Annotated in this window: 20 protein-coding genes; 17 read left to right on the top strand and 3 right to left on the bottom strand. The window is 36.4% G+C overall.

Annotated elements, in window-relative coordinates; translation table 11 throughout:
• The first annotated feature begins 42 nt into the window (after window positions 1-42).
• On the top strand, window positions 43-246 hold the full coding sequence (locus ACXVYO_RS17385) for a hypothetical protein (RefSeq protein ID WP_000391503.1): 204 nt from the start codon (window positions 43-45) through the stop codon (window positions 244-246).
• 12 nt (window positions 247-258) lie between these two features.
• Window positions 259-429 (top strand): hypothetical protein, encoded by a 171-nt coding sequence (locus ACXVYO_RS17380; protein ID WP_458467985.1) that lies wholly within the window; start codon window positions 259-261, stop codon window positions 427-429.
• A gap of 28 nt (window positions 430-457) precedes the next feature.
• Here ACXVYO_RS17380 and ACXVYO_RS17375 read toward each other — a convergent pair whose 3' ends face one another.
• Window positions 458-1861: an amino acid permease gene (locus ACXVYO_RS17375; protein ID WP_458467984.1), complete on the bottom strand. Its 1404-nt coding sequence runs from the start codon at window positions 1859-1861 to the stop codon at window positions 458-460.
• Window positions 1862-2138: 277 nt separating this feature from the next.
• Here ACXVYO_RS17375 and ACXVYO_RS17370 point away from each other — a divergent pair, with 277 nt between their 5' ends.
• The 9 genes from ACXVYO_RS17370 (at window position 2139) to ACXVYO_RS17330 (ending at window position 9975) form a co-directional block, all read left to right on the top strand.
• Complete coding sequence (locus ACXVYO_RS17370; protein ID WP_061687463.1) at window positions 2139-3266, top strand: cation:proton antiporter; 1128 nt, start codon at window positions 2139-2141, stop codon at window positions 3264-3266.
• A gap of 124 nt (window positions 3267-3390) precedes the next feature.
• The gene (locus tag ACXVYO_RS17365; protein ID WP_458467983.1) at window positions 3391-3720 is read left to right on the top strand and encodes an outer surface protein; all 330 of its coding nucleotides are present in this window, start codon (window positions 3391-3393) and stop codon (window positions 3718-3720) included.
• A gap of 17 nt (window positions 3721-3737) precedes the next feature.
• Window positions 3738-4601 carry a MurR/RpiR family transcriptional regulator gene (locus ACXVYO_RS17360; protein ID WP_000648163.1) on the top strand — a complete coding sequence of 288 codons (864 nt, stop codon included), beginning with the start codon at window positions 3738-3740 and terminating at the stop codon, window positions 4599-4601.
• Window positions 4602-4897: 296 nt separating this feature from the next.
• Window positions 4898-5782, top strand: a complete 885-nt coding sequence (murQ, locus tag ACXVYO_RS17355) for an N-acetylmuramic acid 6-phosphate etherase (RefSeq protein ID WP_458467982.1) — start codon at window positions 4898-4900, stop codon at window positions 5780-5782.
• Between the two features lie 23 nt (window positions 5783-5805).
• Window positions 5806-7170 (top strand): PTS transporter subunit EIIC, encoded by a 1365-nt coding sequence (locus tag ACXVYO_RS17350; protein ID WP_063263498.1) that lies wholly within the window; start codon window positions 5806-5808, stop codon window positions 7168-7170.
• Window positions 7171-7218: 48 nt separating this feature from the next.
• Entirely contained in the window at window positions 7219-8283 is a 1065-nt protein-coding gene (locus tag ACXVYO_RS17345) for a DUF871 domain-containing protein (RefSeq protein WP_458467981.1), read from the top strand.
• 160 nt (window positions 8284-8443) lie between these two features.
• Window positions 8444-8848, top strand: a complete 405-nt coding sequence (locus ACXVYO_RS17340; protein WP_001077744.1) for a DoxX family protein — start codon at window positions 8444-8446, stop codon at window positions 8846-8848.
• Between the two features lie 155 nt (window positions 8849-9003).
• Window positions 9004-9405 carry a nuclear transport factor 2 family protein gene (locus ACXVYO_RS17335; protein ID WP_458467980.1) on the top strand — a complete coding sequence of 134 codons (402 nt, stop codon included), beginning with the start codon at window positions 9004-9006 and terminating at the stop codon, window positions 9403-9405.
• An 87-nt stretch (window positions 9406-9492) separates the two neighbouring features.
• Window positions 9493-9975 carry a PRK06770 family protein gene (locus tag ACXVYO_RS17330; RefSeq protein ID WP_458467979.1) on the top strand — a complete coding sequence of 161 codons (483 nt, stop codon included), beginning with the start codon at window positions 9493-9495 and terminating at the stop codon, window positions 9973-9975.
• A gap of 33 nt (window positions 9976-10008) precedes the next feature.
• Here the strand turns inward: ACXVYO_RS17330 and ACXVYO_RS17325 are convergent, their stop codons facing one another.
• Window positions 10009-10920: a DMT family transporter gene (locus ACXVYO_RS17325; protein WP_458467978.1), complete on the bottom strand. Its 912-nt coding sequence runs from the start codon at window positions 10918-10920 to the stop codon at window positions 10009-10011.
• A 207-nt stretch (window positions 10921-11127) separates the two neighbouring features.
• On the opposite strand from ACXVYO_RS17325, the gene ACXVYO_RS17320 reads away from it, so the two are divergent.
• Both ACXVYO_RS17320 and ACXVYO_RS17315 read left to right on the top strand, forming a co-directional pair.
• The gene (locus ACXVYO_RS17320) at window positions 11128-11622 is read left to right on the top strand and encodes an Lrp/AsnC family transcriptional regulator (RefSeq protein WP_073518839.1); all 495 of its coding nucleotides are present in this window, start codon (window positions 11128-11130) and stop codon (window positions 11620-11622) included.
• Window positions 11623-11750: 128 nt separating this feature from the next.
• Window positions 11751-12206: an N-acetyltransferase gene (locus ACXVYO_RS17315; RefSeq protein ID WP_048562458.1), complete on the top strand. Its 456-nt coding sequence runs from the start codon at window positions 11751-11753 to the stop codon at window positions 12204-12206.
• A 66-nt stretch (window positions 12207-12272) separates the two neighbouring features.
• Here the strand turns inward: ACXVYO_RS17315 and ACXVYO_RS17310 are convergent, their stop codons facing one another.
• Window positions 12273-13043 carry an SDR family NAD(P)-dependent oxidoreductase gene (locus ACXVYO_RS17310; protein WP_458467977.1) on the bottom strand — a complete coding sequence of 257 codons (771 nt, stop codon included), beginning with the start codon at window positions 13041-13043 and terminating at the stop codon, window positions 12273-12275.
• 137 nt (window positions 13044-13180) lie between these two features.
• Between ACXVYO_RS17310 and ACXVYO_RS17305 the strand changes: the two genes are divergently transcribed.
• The 4 genes from ACXVYO_RS17305 (at window position 13181) to ACXVYO_RS17290 (ending at window position 15304) form a co-directional block, all read left to right on the top strand.
• Window positions 13181-13540 carry a MerR family transcriptional regulator gene (locus ACXVYO_RS17305; RefSeq protein ID WP_458467976.1) on the top strand — a complete coding sequence of 120 codons (360 nt, stop codon included), beginning with the start codon at window positions 13181-13183 and terminating at the stop codon, window positions 13538-13540.
• Between the two features lie 394 nt (window positions 13541-13934).
• A complete protein-coding gene (locus tag ACXVYO_RS17300) occupies window positions 13935-14279 on the top strand; it encodes a DMT family transporter (RefSeq protein WP_000796014.1) in 345 nt (114 codons plus the stop codon).
• A 2-nt stretch (window positions 14280-14281) separates the two neighbouring features.
• Entirely contained in the window at window positions 14282-14596 is a 315-nt protein-coding gene (locus ACXVYO_RS17295) for a DMT family transporter (protein ID WP_073518843.1), read from the top strand.
• Window positions 14597-14725: 129 nt separating this feature from the next.
• Window positions 14726-15304 (top strand): TetR family transcriptional regulator, encoded by a 579-nt coding sequence (locus tag ACXVYO_RS17290; protein WP_048562455.1) that lies wholly within the window; start codon window positions 14726-14728, stop codon window positions 15302-15304.
• The last annotated feature ends 112 nt before the right edge of the window (window positions 15305-15416 follow it).

Genomic DNA, 15416 nt, shown 5'->3' with positions numbered 1-15416 from the left:
TTTGTTATACTAAAAGTAGTATAGAATGAAGGAGCGAATAATTTGGAAGAGAAAAAGCTAAAAAGAATTCTTGAATATGTATGGATCGCGGTTGTGCTCCTTGTAGGATATTATTTCTTAAAAGAAAAAAGTATATGGATTCTATTTTTAATGACGTTTTTATTAGCGGGTTTAGGCACGTTATTTATTAATTTCTTCTTTGATAGTCTAAATGCATGGAAGAAGAAAAAGAAGGGAACGAAGTAAAGGCGGGAATATATGCAAAATTGGAAGCTCATATATCAGGTGATCATTTTCATAGTGCTTGTAGGTATTGGCGTTTTTACATATGCTACACCAATAGGGAATTGGGCATCGTTTACAGCTTGCATCGGCATATTTTTCATTTTACAATCGTTAACGAAAAAATATAATAATACAGAAAGATAGCTCGCCGTTTTATCGGCGAGCTATTTTTTTATGTTTTTTTTTGTTCATCATTTGTTTTTTCAGTAGCTAAATGACTATGTTTTCTAGAGTAGAAGAAATAGAAGCATAAGCCGACTAGAAGCCAAACTGCAAAGCTAATCCATGTCGTTTTAGACAAATTGATCATTAAATATAAACAGCAAAGAATTGCAACAACTGGTAATACAGGTACGAAAGGTGCGCGGAATCCACGTTTTAAATCAGGGTGTGTTTTTCGTAAAATAAGTACCGCGCAGCAAACGAATGTGAATGCTGTTAACGTACCGATGTTTACTAAATTCGCTAGTAAATGTAAGTCTAAAAGTCCTGCTAATAAAGCTGATACAACGCCAGTAATCCATGTGTTTAATAAAGGGATTTTTACTCTTTTATTTACACGTGCTAGTGCTTTTGGAAGTAGTCCGTCGCGGCTCATCGCATAAGAAACGCGAACTTGTCCGTACATAACGACTAAGAGGACGGTTGTCATTCCAGTCATCGCTCCAACAGCGAGTAGTCCTGCAATTGTATCTTCGCCAACGAAATGTAAGGCAAACGCAACTGGATCAGAAACATCTAATTGTGTATACGGAACCATACCAGTTAAAACGAAAGATACAATCATATATAAAACAGTACAAATAAGGAGGGAACCGATAATGCCAATTGGTAAATCGCGCTGTGGTTTTTTCGTTTCTTCTGCAGCGGTTGCGATTGCATCAAAGCCTAAGAAGGCGAAGAATACAGTGGCAGCCCCAGTAATAATACCGTCGTATCCGAACGGAATGAACGGTGTCCAATTTTCAGGTTTTACATATTTTGCGCCTGCTACGATAAAGGCGATAATAACAGCTAACTTGATAAGAACCATAATGTTATTAATGCGTGCGCTTTCGCGTATACCAAAACTTAAAAGCCCCGTAATGAGTAGTAAAATACAAACAGCTGGTAAATCGATAAGGCCGCCTTTTCCTACGCCAGGGGCCGAGGCTATTATGGCGGGCAGATGGATGTTAAATCCTTGTAGTAAAGATTGTAAATAACCAGACCAACCGACCGCGACTGCAGCGACTGCAAGTAAATATTCGAGCATTAAACACCAGCCGACGATGAAAGCGACGACTTCTCCGACTGTCATGTATGCGTAAGTATACACACTTCCTGAGACAGGAATCGAAGAAGCAAATTCGGCATAACAAAAGGCTACACAAGCACAAGTAAATGCAGCAATAAGGAATGATAGCATAATACCAGGACCAGAATGTTTCGCTGCGACAATACCTGTTAATACAAAGATCCCTGTCCCAATTACGGCGCCAATTCCTAAGAATGTTAAATCGAGTGCGGTTAATGTTCTCTCTAACTGCCGTGGTGATTCAGTACTAAGCGGTTTTTTTCGTAATAATGACTTCACTTTGGACTCTCCCCCCGTTTTTTCATTTCCATAACTGCGAATATAGTATGAGCCCACTAGAAAAGAGTATGTAAGTAAATGGAGGTACAGTTATGGTATGTAGTTTTTAAAATTGCTGGATTAATTTTAATATAATTCAGAATATTTTGTCAAATAAAAATATGACAAATAAAATGCGGATGAATAGGGGAAACTACTCGCAGGAATGGACGAGGGTTAATAATCTACTTTGCATGGAGAAAGCCCACTCATTAAAGTTAAAGTAGGAGCAGATGCTATGTTATTTTATTTTGAACTTGTTGTCATTTTACTTTGTACGAAATTAGCTGGCGATATTAGCGTGAGACTCGGCCAGCCTTCTGTACTTGGTAAATTACTTGTCGGTATTATTATCGGTCCGGCTGTACTCGGTATTATTAATAGCTCTGAATTGATCGATGAACTGAGTGAGATTGGTGTTTTGCTACTTATGTTTATGGCAGGGCTTGAAACAGATTTAGAAGAGTTAAATCGGAATTTGAAATCATCATTTGCAGTAGCGGCTGGTGGAATTATTTTTCCTTTTATCGGTGGTTATGTAACAGGATTGCTGTTTGGATTAATACAATCCCATGCAATTTTCTTAGGATTATTACTTTGTGCAACGTCAGTTAGTATTACGGTACAAACGCTAAGAGATTTAGGGAAAATGAATACGAGAGAAAGTACAACGATTTTAGGTGCTGCCGTATTTGATGATGTCATTGTCGTTATTTTATTAGCGTTTGTTATGAGTTTTTTAGGAACGCAAGATGTGAATATAACACTTGTTATCGTAAAGAAAATTATTTTCTTTGTCAGCATTGTTTTTATTGCCTGGAAAGTTGTGCCTTGGATTATGAAAATGCTTGTGCCACTTCGTGTAACGGAGGCATTAATTAGTGCAGCTCTTATTATTTGTTTCTCTTTTTCGTATTATAGTGAAATGATGGGGATTGCAGGTATAATCGGAGCATTTGCAGCCGGAATTGCCATTTCTCAAACAGAGTATAAGCACGAAGTAGAACATAAAATTGAACCGATTGCATATGCGATATTTGTACCAGTGTTCTTCGTAAGTATCGGAATGGAAATTACATTTCAAGGTATTGGAAGCCAGCTTTGGTTCATTATCATCATGACGCTTATCGCGATTTTCACAAAGTTAATCGGGTCAGGTTTAGGAGCAAGATTAACAGGATTCAACCTTCAATCTTCTATTAGTATCGGTGCGGGAATGGTATCGCGTGGTGAAGTAGCGCTTATCATTGCAGCGAATGGACTTACGGCGAATTTATTAGCGAAAGAAAATTTCACAGCGATTGTTATTGTTGTTATATTAACGACGATTATTACGCCGCCGCTTTTGAAGAAGTATTTTGTATAGTGAGGAAGAGCTTATCTGATGTAGATAAGCTCTTTTTTTATTGAAAAAAGCAATAGTCATTAGTTTGAATAGGTTGTAATTATGGTAAAATCTACGTATATGATAAGTCAAGGGGAGAAAATGTGTGAAGATTACGAAGGAGAAGGTTATCGGTGTAATCATACTTATTGCACTATGCATACCATTTACCGCATGGAAAGAATCAAAAGTGAAAGATTTTCCAGTTTCTATTTTTTCTTCTTATGTAGAAGACGAAAACCCGAAAGACTATAAGTACACTGCTTTTGTACCTGACTTTGCAATTTGGATACATGGATGGGAAAAACAGCGATCTGAAGGTGAAATAACGTCATATAAAAAAGGGGATCGAACTGTAATCGTTCACCATCCACCTGGTAATGATGGTTTTTATCTATATGGTGTAAATGATAGTAGAGAATATACGCAACCGTAAGAAGTGGAGGTTAAATAGTGAAAGCTTCAACATTACTATTTAAAATTGAAAGTAATATGGATCAATTTTCACCAGCTGAAAAGAAGGTTGCCATGTACATAATGGAGAACGCAGAGATTGTTCCGAACTTAACGACGAAAGAAGTGTCAACGAATGCAGGCGCAAGTGAGGCAAGTGTTGTTCGCTTTTGTAAATCGATTGGAATCGGAAGCTTTAAAGCATTTAAAATCGCGCTCGTTCGTGAATTGACGATTGCTGATTATAATATTAACGATTTTTCAGTGATGAATACGGAAGATGGCCCGTACGACTTGTTTAATAAAGTTACATATGTGAATAAAGCTGCAATTGAGGCGAGCGTTACGGCGATAGATAAAAAAGAACTTGAGAAAGCTGCAGATCGTATTGTAAATGCGGATAAAATTATATTTTACGGAGTAGGCGGGTCAGCTACTCCAGCGATGGACGGGGCTTATAAATTTACAAGGCTCGGATTTACAGCGATGATGCTATCTGATTTTCATATGATGTTACCGCTTGTGACGAACTTAAAAGAGGGCGATATATTTGTGGCGATTTCAACATCTGGTCGTACGAAAGATGTACTTGAAATGGCGCAATATGCGAAGAGACAAGGTGCAACAGTTATTGCGATTACGAAGCTCGATCAATCATCACCATTATATAAAGAGGCGGATATTCGTCTTTGTATGCCAGATGTAGAACAAGATCATCGCATTGCAAGTATTGCTTCGAGAATGACACAACTCAATATGATTGATGCTTTATATGTAATTACTTTTAATCGAATTGGTAATAAAGTACTAGATCAATTTATGGAGACAAGAGAAGAAGCTCTTCGGTTACGGAAGCTAAAATGAGAGGATGGGGAAACCCATCTTTTTTTGCGTGCTGACATAAAGTGAAACTTTAATAAGTGGGGGGGCATCCCCCACTTATTATTAGTTGAACCAATCGGACTTTTACAGGCAGTTGATCCCCCACCTATCTTCTTTGCTTTCGCTGAATTTGAGGTGGGGGTCTTACTGCCAGTTAAAGTGGGATAAATTCGTCATGAAAAGAAATAAAATTTCATAAAATAATAAAGTGATATTGATTTTAAATTTCTTAAAGCTATAATGAAAGTATGAAATTAAATTTCAAAGAGGGTGGTAATATGTTAGAAAATTTATCGACAGAACATCGTAATGAGAAGACGATGAATTTAGATGAGATGAGCATAAAAGAAGTTTTGCAAAGTATGAATGAAGAAGATCAAACTGTTGCGTTAGCAGTTGAAAATGAAATAGAAGAAATTGAAAAGGTTGTACAGATTGTCATTAAATCCTTTGAAGATGAAGGCCGATTAATTTACATTGGGGCTGGTACGAGTGGCCGTTTAGGTATTTTGGATGCGGTGGAATGTCCGCCGACATTTGGCACAGATGATAAAATGGTGCAAGGATTTATAGCAGGTGGATTGAAAGCGTTTACTAAGGCGGTGGAAGGTGCCGAAGATCGCGAAGAGTTAGCAGAAGAAGATTTAAAAAGTATTGGATTAAACGAGAAAGATACAGTGATTGGAATTGCGGCAAGTGGTCGAACTCCTTATGTAATTGGCGGCTTGAAATACGCACATAGCGTGGGAGCGAGTACAGCTAGTGTCTCCTGTAATAAAAATGCTGAAATAAGTAAATATGCAAAATTAAATGTGGAAGTAGAAACAGGTGCAGAAATTTTAACAGGCTCAACACGTTTGAAAGCTGGTACAGCGCAAAAATTAGTGCTGAATATGATTTCAACAGCTTCTATGATTGGTGTTGGGAAAGTATATAAAAACTTAATGGTAGATGTTCAATCTACAAATGAAAAATTAGTAGAACGATCAAAACGAATTATTGTGGAAGCAACAGGGGTTAGTTATGAAGTAGCAGCGGAGTATTATGAAAAAGCAGAACGTAATGTGAAAGCTGCGATTGTTATGGTGTTATTGCAGTGTGAGTATGGGGAAGCACTGAAGAAATTAAAAGAAGCGAAAGGGTTTGTGAAGAAGGCACTATAAAATAATAGGGAGGGGATTCTATTATGAAGAAAGAAGAGAGAATGGCCAGAGAAATTTCAGAGCAACTTGGGGGAGTAAAGAATATTCGTGGCATTGCTCATTGTATGACGAGACTACGATTAACGCTTCATGATGAAAGTAAAGTGAATATGGACCTTTTGAAAAAGGTTGAAGGGGTTATGGGCGTTATTGAAGATGAGACGCTTCAAGTTGTTGTTGGACCAGGGACAGTAAATAAAGTAGCAGCTGAAATGGAAGGTTTAACGGGACTGCGAATTGGTGAGGTGGCAGATCATCACCTTGAAGATCTTGGGCAAGAAATGAAGTCAGAGAGGAAGAAGAAAAATAATACACCAGTGAAAAACTTTTTACGAAAAATAGGAAGTATTTTTATTCCGTTAATTCCAGGTCTTGTTGCATCAGGAATTATAAACGGGGTCGCTAACTTTGCGAAAAACGCAGGTGCTGATCCAAATGCAACGTGGCTACAAATGCTACTACTCATTGGTGGCGGTATCTTTACATTCTTAGGAATTTTAGTCGGCTGGAATACAGCGAAAGAATTTGGCGGGACACCAGTTCTTGGGGCAATTGCTGGTATTTTAATTTTTAACCCGGCGATGGCGAATGTAAAGTTATTTGGTGAAGCGCTCGTACCCGGACGGGGCGGATTGTTTGCCGTTATTTTTGCAGCGTGGCTTATGGTAGTAGTGGAAAGACAAGTTCGAAAAGCAGTGCCAAATGCAGTTGATATTATCGTGACACCACTCATTACTGTATTAGTAGTAAGTATCGTAACGATGTTAGCGATTCAGCCGGTAGCAGGTTTCTTATCTGAAGGGATTACGAGCGGAATTAACGGTATTTTAAGTATCGGTGGAGCGTTTGCGGGAGCAGTGCTTGCGGGAACATTTTTACCACTCGTTATGGTCGGATTACATCACGGTTTGACACCGATTCATATGGAGTTTATTAATCAAACGCACGTAACGCCTTTATTACCAGTACTAGCAATGGCAGGTGCTGGGCAAGTAGGAGCGGCGATTGCGATTTTTGTGAAAACAAAAAACAAACGACTTCGTAACGTAATTAAAGGTGCATTACCAGTTGGCTTTTTAGGAATTGGCGAACCGTTATTATACGGGGTTACATTACCACTTGGGAAACCGTTTCTTACAGCTTGTTTAGGAGCAGCAGTTGGCGGTGCATTCCAAGCAGTTATGAAAACAGCCGCACTCGGAATTGGCGTATCAGGATTATCACTAATTCCGTTAATTGCTGATAATAAATATTTATTATATTTCCTTGGATTAGTAGTGGCATATACGTTCGGATTCATCTTTACGTACTTCTTCGGATTTAAAGAAGAAATGGCAGAAAACATATAGAGAAAGGGATTCCTTTCTCTTTTTCTATTCATAGAAAGGGAGATTCATATGATAGGAGTTTCAATTTATCTTGCAAAAGAACGAGTAAAGAAACAAGAAAAGTGGCTAAAAGTAGCGAAGGAAAACGGGTTTTCATCTATTTTTACATCATTGCACATTCCTGAAGATGACCCTGGTACGTATAAAGAATTAATTCAAATACTTGGGAAACAGGCTCTCAAATATGAAATGGAATTAATGGTCGATGTTTCTCCAAAATCGTTACACCATTTAGGTATGACGTACGAAAATGTCGAAGAGCTAGTAGACTGGGGCATTACTGGTTTACGAATGGACTACGGCATTGCGCCAAAAGAAATCGCACGCGTATCTCATAAAATGAAAGTAGCTTTAAATGCGAGTACGATTACAGATTCATTTTGGAAAGAGTTAATCATAGAAAATATAAAGGTAGAGAATGTAGAAGCGTGGCATAATTTTTATCCGCGTCCAGAAACAGGACTAGCAAAGTCTTTCTTACAAAAACAAAACGAATACTTACATGAGTGTGGCATAAAAACGATGGCATTTATTCCGGGAGACGGTGAAAAACGTGGTCCGCTATATGAAGGCTTACCAACGTTAGAAAAGCACCGTAATATGCGCCCGCTGGAAGCGTACTTAGAACTTGTACAAGATTGTGGTGTCGATAAGGTGTTAATTGGGGATATAAGCGGAAGTGTAGAAAGTGTACAAGAAATAGCGAGTGCGAGCAGAGGAATTATTCCGCTGCGATATGAGCCGTTGATAGAGAAAAGTGAAGTATTAAAAATGGTAGAACAAGTGCATACAAACAGACTAGATCCAGCTCGTGATGTTATTCGCTCTGTAGAATCGCGAGAAGAAAACAAGGTGATTGTACAGCCGATGCATACCATTGTAAGAAAAAAGGGTAGCATTACAATTGATAATGAATTGTATGGTAGATATGCTGGGGAGATGCAGGTTGTTGTACAGGATTTGTCTGTAGATAAGAAAGTGAATGTTGTTGGAATGGTTGTAGAAGAAGACTTGTCTTTATTGTCGTATGTTGGCGCTGGAAAAATGTTTCAACTTTTTTGTGCGATAGAGTAAAAGCTTGCATTAGCGCTATTTTGTAAGAAAACATTATCCGTAAATGGGATAATGTTTTTTGTTTTCTTTAAAAAAGTATTTGACGAATGAAATGAAATACCGTATTGTTTTGACTTGTAAATAAAAGTTCACCATAACAAAACAAAAAGGAGAGTTCAAAATGAACCAATATATTGGGAATTTAATTATTCGCATCGTGTTAGGAGTGACATTCTTTGCACACGGTTTAGCGAAGTTTCAATCAGGTATCGATAACGTAGCAGGATGGTTTACAAGTATCGGCTTACCAGGTGGTCTTGCATACGGCGTAGCAACAGTTGAATTAGTTGGTGGCATCTTGTTAATTATCGGTTTAGGAGTAAAATATGTAGGATTGTTATTCGCTCTTATTTTAGCTGGAGCTATCGTAAAGGTAAATGGAGCAGCAGGTTTATTAGGAGATGGAAAGAATCCAGGATATGAATTAGATCTTGCATTACTAGCAATGGGTGCGTATTTATTCGTTGTAAAAGCAGAAGGGTATGTAGATCGTTTCTTAAAAGAAAAAGTAATGAAAACGAAGTAAAATTATTTATAAATTGTTGACTTGAATCATAATTGTAACTATAATGATTACAACATGTGAATTAAGAATAAAACAATTTAAATATTTTTTTACACAAGATGTAACTGCAATGATTACATCTTGTGTAAAAAATAAATAAAACGGGAGGAAGTAACATGCCTAAATCAAACTTAGAAATTATTCGAAGTACATATGAAGGTTCAGCTTCTTCGAATGCAAAACATTTAGCAGAAGCCCTCTCTGAAAAAGTAGAGTGGACAGAGGCAGAAGGATTCCCATACGGGGGAACTTATATAGGTGTAGAAGCAATAATGGAAAATGTATTTAGCCGATTAGGATCAGAATGGGATGATTATAAAGCGAGTATAAATATGTATCATGAAGTAAACGGAAAAGATGTAATTATTGCTGAGGGTATTTATTCAGGAGTTTATAAAGAAACGGGAAAATCATTTGAAGCAAATTTTGTTCATGTATGGCAGCTTAAAAACGGAAAAATCGTAAAATTCAAGCAATATGTGGATAGTTATATTGTACGAGAAGCGATGAAGGTTTAAAATGAAATAAGGAAACAAATGGAATCGGCTGTGCGCAGGCGATTCCATTTGTTTATGTGATTATTAGGGGAATGGGGAGTACATAATATGAAAAAATGGATAATAGGGGCAATTACAATGGTTGTAATTGCGATAGGAGCTGTATTCGGTGTTACTAAACTTCTAAATTATATAGAGGAAGAGGAGAAGAGTCTTAAAACACAAAAAGTGATGAGCCAACAGGATAAGAAAGTTGCGGAAGAGAAGCCACAATTTAGTGAGGATGAAATTATTTCTACCATGCATAGAATGGTACATCAAAAAGTGAAATCCTCTGAAAAATGGGGATTTATTGAAATGACAAATAAGGAAATTATTAGTGCCAAGAAGGCAGTAGAAAGTAGTACAAATTTTAAATATAAATCAAAGTTACTTGCCACATTAGAGCGCTGGGAGAAAGGGGATTTTTCACAAACGGTTGAGGAGCATAACTTTTTGTGGGAAATTCAAGGTGGTGATACTGGAAAGGCAACAGAACGTTTATCGCCAGAAGAAGAAAAGCAGTATGTGAAAGAAATGAAAGGTAAATAAAAATATCGCCACTTTGGTGGCGACATTTTTTTGTTAAGAATGTTTTCGCATTAAAGATCTAGTTGGCTGAACAGCAACCGTTTTGAAGTGGGAAAATAAATAGCATCCTGTCACAACGATCATTGTCCCTACAATTTGTATCCACGTTAGTTCTTCACCGAGGAAAAGAAATGCTAAAATAGCTGTGAAAATCGGGTTGAAATTTAGAAAAATTCCGGATGTTGTAGCTCCTAATTTTTGTACGCCAATATTCCAAAACACCATACATAGCACGGTAGAAATAAGCCCTGTATATAAAAGGGATGTGATGAAAGAAGTATTTATATTTGTAACAGTGAAGCTCCCAATGTTAAATGGTAGTAATAAAATAACACCGAAAATACCAGAGTATAATGTTGCCATGAGCGGTGTAGTTGTTTTTGTTGCCCATTTACTACAAACAGAATACATTCCCCAAATACAAACAGCCGCAATCATCCATAAATCGCCACTATTAAAATGTAGTGAAAATAAAAGTGCAAAGTTACCTTTTAATAGGACAAGAATAACCCCAAAAAATGAAAGAATCATGGATAGAATTTGAAGTGTATTTACCTTTTCTTTTAGAAATAATACTGAAAATAGTGCTATTGAAATCGCATTTAATGTAGAAATAAGCCCTACATTCGTTGCGGATGTTTTTTCTAGTGCTAAAAATTGAAAGATGTTAAAAAGAGCGACCCCTGAAATCCCCATTAGTATTAAAGGAAGTATTGCAGCACGGGGTGGAATGATTTTCTTTTCTTTAAACCAAACCATCGGTAATAAACAAACAATCGCAATCATCCATCTTAAACTTGTAAGTGTCATCGGAGACGCGTGATCAACGAGCGATTTTCCAACGACGAAATTTCCTCCCCATAATAAGCTCGTTAGTAATAGTAAAAAGACATAAAAATAAGGCATATTACAATCCCCTTTGTTGTTGTAATCAATGTGAATTTTAAATAATTTTAGCATTTTTCTTTATTATGTAATATATTCTTTTGTATAATAGAAAAAAATCGATAAGATATTTTGTTTTGAATACTATTTGCAGAAAAATATTCAGTTTTATAAAGATTGTAAGGTGTTTTTTCGAATAATCATCGGTAATAAAAAGGGGGAATTTTGATGGAGTCGTCAGTTATTAAAGTGTTAGATGATTTAGACGTACAAATTTTAGATATATTGCAGAAGGAGTCACAAGTAAGTAATGCAGAGCTTGCGCGACGCGTTAATTTATCACCAGCTGCGATGCATGCGAGAATAAAAAGATTAGATGGAGAAGGGTTCATTGATAAGCAAGTAGCCATTTTAAATCAAGAAAAGCTTGGTTTTGATTTGTTATGCTTCATTTTTATGAGTACGAATATTCATAAATCGGATAAACTTGACGTGTTGGAAAAAGAATTAGAAGCGATGCCGGAAGTGTTAGAATGTCACTGTTTAACAGGAGAGTATGATTATTTATTAAAGGTTGCAAATCGTGATCGTAAAGAGCTGGAGCATTTTATTAGAAAGCTGAATAAGCTTGGGATTACAAGGATACAGACGAGTTTAGCACTTCGTGAAATTAAATATTCGACGGTATTGCCGATACGGAATGAGGAACCGAGCATCGATTAGATTGCTCGGTTTTTTGTTTGTATAAAGTGATTGACGAGGAGAAAGGAGAGATGTATTATTATATAAAATTATGTATTAAAATTCATTTATTTTTATAAATATTAATATCAGGGGCAAGGGGATAAAATATGAAAATCTTTAATGCGGTTACGAGTGATGTGAAAGAAATTTATAGTCTCATTGAAGTTTATGCAAAAGAGGGAGTTGTTTTACCACGTTCGCTTTTGTCTCTCTATCAATATTTACAATGTTTATATGTTATGAAAGAAGGGGAAGAAATTGTTGGAGTTGCTGGTTTACATGTGTTAGGGGAGGATCTTGCAGAAGTCCGATCATTAGTCGTTTCGCATACATATGCAGGAAAAGGAATCGGACGTATGTTAGTGAACCATGTAATAAATGAGGCAGCGAAAATAAAAGTGAATAGAGTCATTTCTTTAACATATGAAACGGAATTTTTTCAAAAGTGCGGGTTTGATTTTGTGAATAGAGAGGCGTTACCAGAGAAAGTATGGATTGATTGTAGACATTGTCCAAAGGTTGATTATTGTGATGAGGTGGCGATGATTCGGTATGTTGGGTGAAATTTTCAGAGAAAAAAAGTCCCACTATTATTTAGGTAATAGTGGGACTCTATAGTTTAGGGGGAATTAAGAACTTGAATTCGTTTTTCTTACTGCAAAATTAAAAATGGGATTTTTAAGCTCATAGTTATAAGTATAACCATCGACAAGCCCTACAACTTTATCACTGTCGTAAAGATCAAGCATAAATTGTGCCATTTGTTTTGCAGTGTGGAATTTCGGTACAACATTATCGTATTGGAATTCATCAATATCAAATGAACGTTTTGCAAATTCTGTTTCAGTTGCACCAGGTGCTAAAACCTTTGCTTGCAGTTTTGCACCTTGTTCTTTCAATTCGTGAGATAAACCCTCTGTAAATGCACTTACATAGAATTTCGTAGCGCAATACGTAACAGCATCAGCAACGATTGTGTATCCACCGCCTGATGAAACGTTAATAAGTTGTGTGCCATCAACCATTGAATAATCTCGAACGAAAAGAGAAGAGAGTATTGTTAGTGCTTCTATATTTACATGTAACATCGTTTCAATTTTATTTAAATTTTGTTCAGCAATTGAGGCGAAATTACCAAACCCTGCGTTGTTAATCCACGTTTCAATTTGAAAAGATTGTAGGCCTTCATAAAGCTTATAAACATTTTCCGTGATAGATAAATCCGTTCTTCGAATAACAACATCCAATTCTGGATTCATTTCATTAATTTTTAATTTTAATCCGTCTAATTCTACTTGTCTTCGAGCGACAAGTATTAAGTTTTTTCCACGAGATGCAAAGGCTAAAGCCGATTCATAGCCAATTCCAGAACTAGCGCCAGTAATAACAGTGTATTCCATATAAAATCCCCCTAAGTTCAAATAAATATATTATGGTTAGATTTTATTTGTTAGAGTATACTCTAAGTCAAATGTTATTTATCAATTTGATTAGGCTATAAAATATATGAGGATAAGCATGTGGAGGGAGTTAGGGTATGTATACAATTAGCGAGGTGGCTAAATTATTAGGAGTGAGCACACATACATTACGTTATTATGAAAAGGAAAATCTATTAATTGCAAATCGCGATGCAAATGGGAATCGACTTTATGAAGAGTCACATATAAAGTGGTTGCAGTTTGTCATGAAATTAAAACAAACGCAAATGCCGATAGCGAAAATAAGAGAATACGCTAAGTTATATTTAGAAGGGGAGCATACAACGGAAGCTCGTTTACAGCTCCTAGAAGATCATAGGAAATCTATTCAGATGCAAAGAGAAAACTTAGTCATTACAGAAAAGATGCTTGAGAATAAAATTATTGCATACAAAGCCTCTTTAGAAAGTAAATAGAAAATATATGATAAAAATGGATTTAATCTCACAGTGTGCTGGTAAATAAAAAAGAGCAGCTAGCAAAAGCTAACTGCTCTATTCAAGGGATCTCTCCAAGGGGGAGTGGAGAAAATATTATGTTACTAGCATTATTGACAGATTATTAGGAAATATACAAATCGGATGAAATAAATTTTAAATAAACTTTCGGCATTGACAGTTTTTAAAATATTCATGTACAATATTTATGAATGACATTCAGTCATTTTTTATGTAGCAGGATGTAGTTAGCTTAGAAACGGAACAAATACAATGGTAAATGAGGATGATAGTTGTTTATATATAGTAGAGATGAAAGGTAATATTTTTTAAAATAAAAATGACTGATAGTCAGTCATAAAGGGTGAGAGGTATGAAAAATAGAGCTTGGTTATATGTCATATTAACATGTATCTTTGAAATTTTTTGGGTGTTTGGGTTTAATACGGCCGATACTTGGTGGCATTGGATTATTATTTTAGGCGTTATCGCTGTTGATTTTCACTTTCTTTCTAAAGCGTGTGAACATCTTGCGACAGGAACTGTATATGCCATTTTTGCCGGAGCTGGTACGGTAGGGACTTTCTTAATGGATGTATTCCTTTTCGGCGGGAGTTTCAGCGTAGGGAAACTATTCTTTATCGTGATGGTTGTAGCTGGCGTTATCGGTTTAAAGTTAGCTGATAATAAAGAAGAAACTGTGGAAGGAGCTGCTTAAAGATGGGTTGGTTTTTCGTATTTTGTGCTGCAATTAGTGAAATAGTCGGTGTAATCGGTCTGAAAATGTATAGTAAAGATAAGACGTTAACAAATGGTGCACTTTATATAGGCGGGTTTGCTACATCCTTCGCATTCTTGTATACATCTTTCTTATTCTTACAAGTAAGTGTCGCGTATGCGGTTTGGATTGGTATTGGAACGGCAGGTGCCGTTTTATTAAACATGTTCCTATTTGGTGAGTCGAAAAGTAAAGCACGTATCATTAGTGTGGCTCTTATTGTATGCGGAGTGACAGGATTAAAGGCTCTTTCGTAAAAATATACTGTATCTCCTAACAAGTCGTTAGGAGATTTTTGTTATAAAAAGTGCACGATAATTGACAGTACAGCTAGTTATTTTATAAAATGAGTGACAGTCATTCAATACGTGTTTGAAAGGGTTTAGATGATGAATAAAAAAGAGAAAATTGTCTATGCAGCTATTGAAGTGTTTCAGGAAAAGGGCGTTGAAAAAACGAAGATTTCTGATATCGTGAAATTAGCTGGCATTGCACAAGGAACTTTCTATTTATATTTTCCTTCTAAGTTATCTGTTATGCCTGCAATAGCAGAAGTGATGGTTGAAAAGATGATACTTGCAGTGAAAGAAAAAGTGCAAAACGATGCGCCTTTCTCAAGTAAAGTTACGCAAGTAATAGATGCGGTGTTTCACTTTATAGCGGAATATCGTGAAATACAAGCTTTAATGTATGCGGGTCTTGCATCTACAGAACATATAAAAGAATGGGAAGCCGTGTATGAGCCTCTTTATATGTGGCTAAGCGAGTTTTTAAGTGAGGCGAAAGAAGCTGGTGAAATTCGTGATTCGGTTCACGCAGAGCGAACAGCGAAGTTATTTATCGCTCTTGTTGAGTCAGCAGCGGAACAAGTTTATTTATATGATCATAAAGATGAAGAGCAAGTCGAGCTACAAAAGGCAGAAGTACTAGATTTTTTAACACATGCACTACATATAAAGAAATAGTAAGATGAACCTGTCTGAAAAGGTAGGTTCATTTTTGAGGAAAACTGAATGATAGTCATTCACCTAATGCTTATGTATGTGTGGAAGGATAGTGTGAAATTCTAATGAGTGG

Source organism: Bacillus sp. BC08, assembly GCF_054326875.1.
The sequence above is the reverse complement of the archived record's forward strand: the minus strand, read 5'-3'. Positions and strand labels throughout refer to the sequence as shown.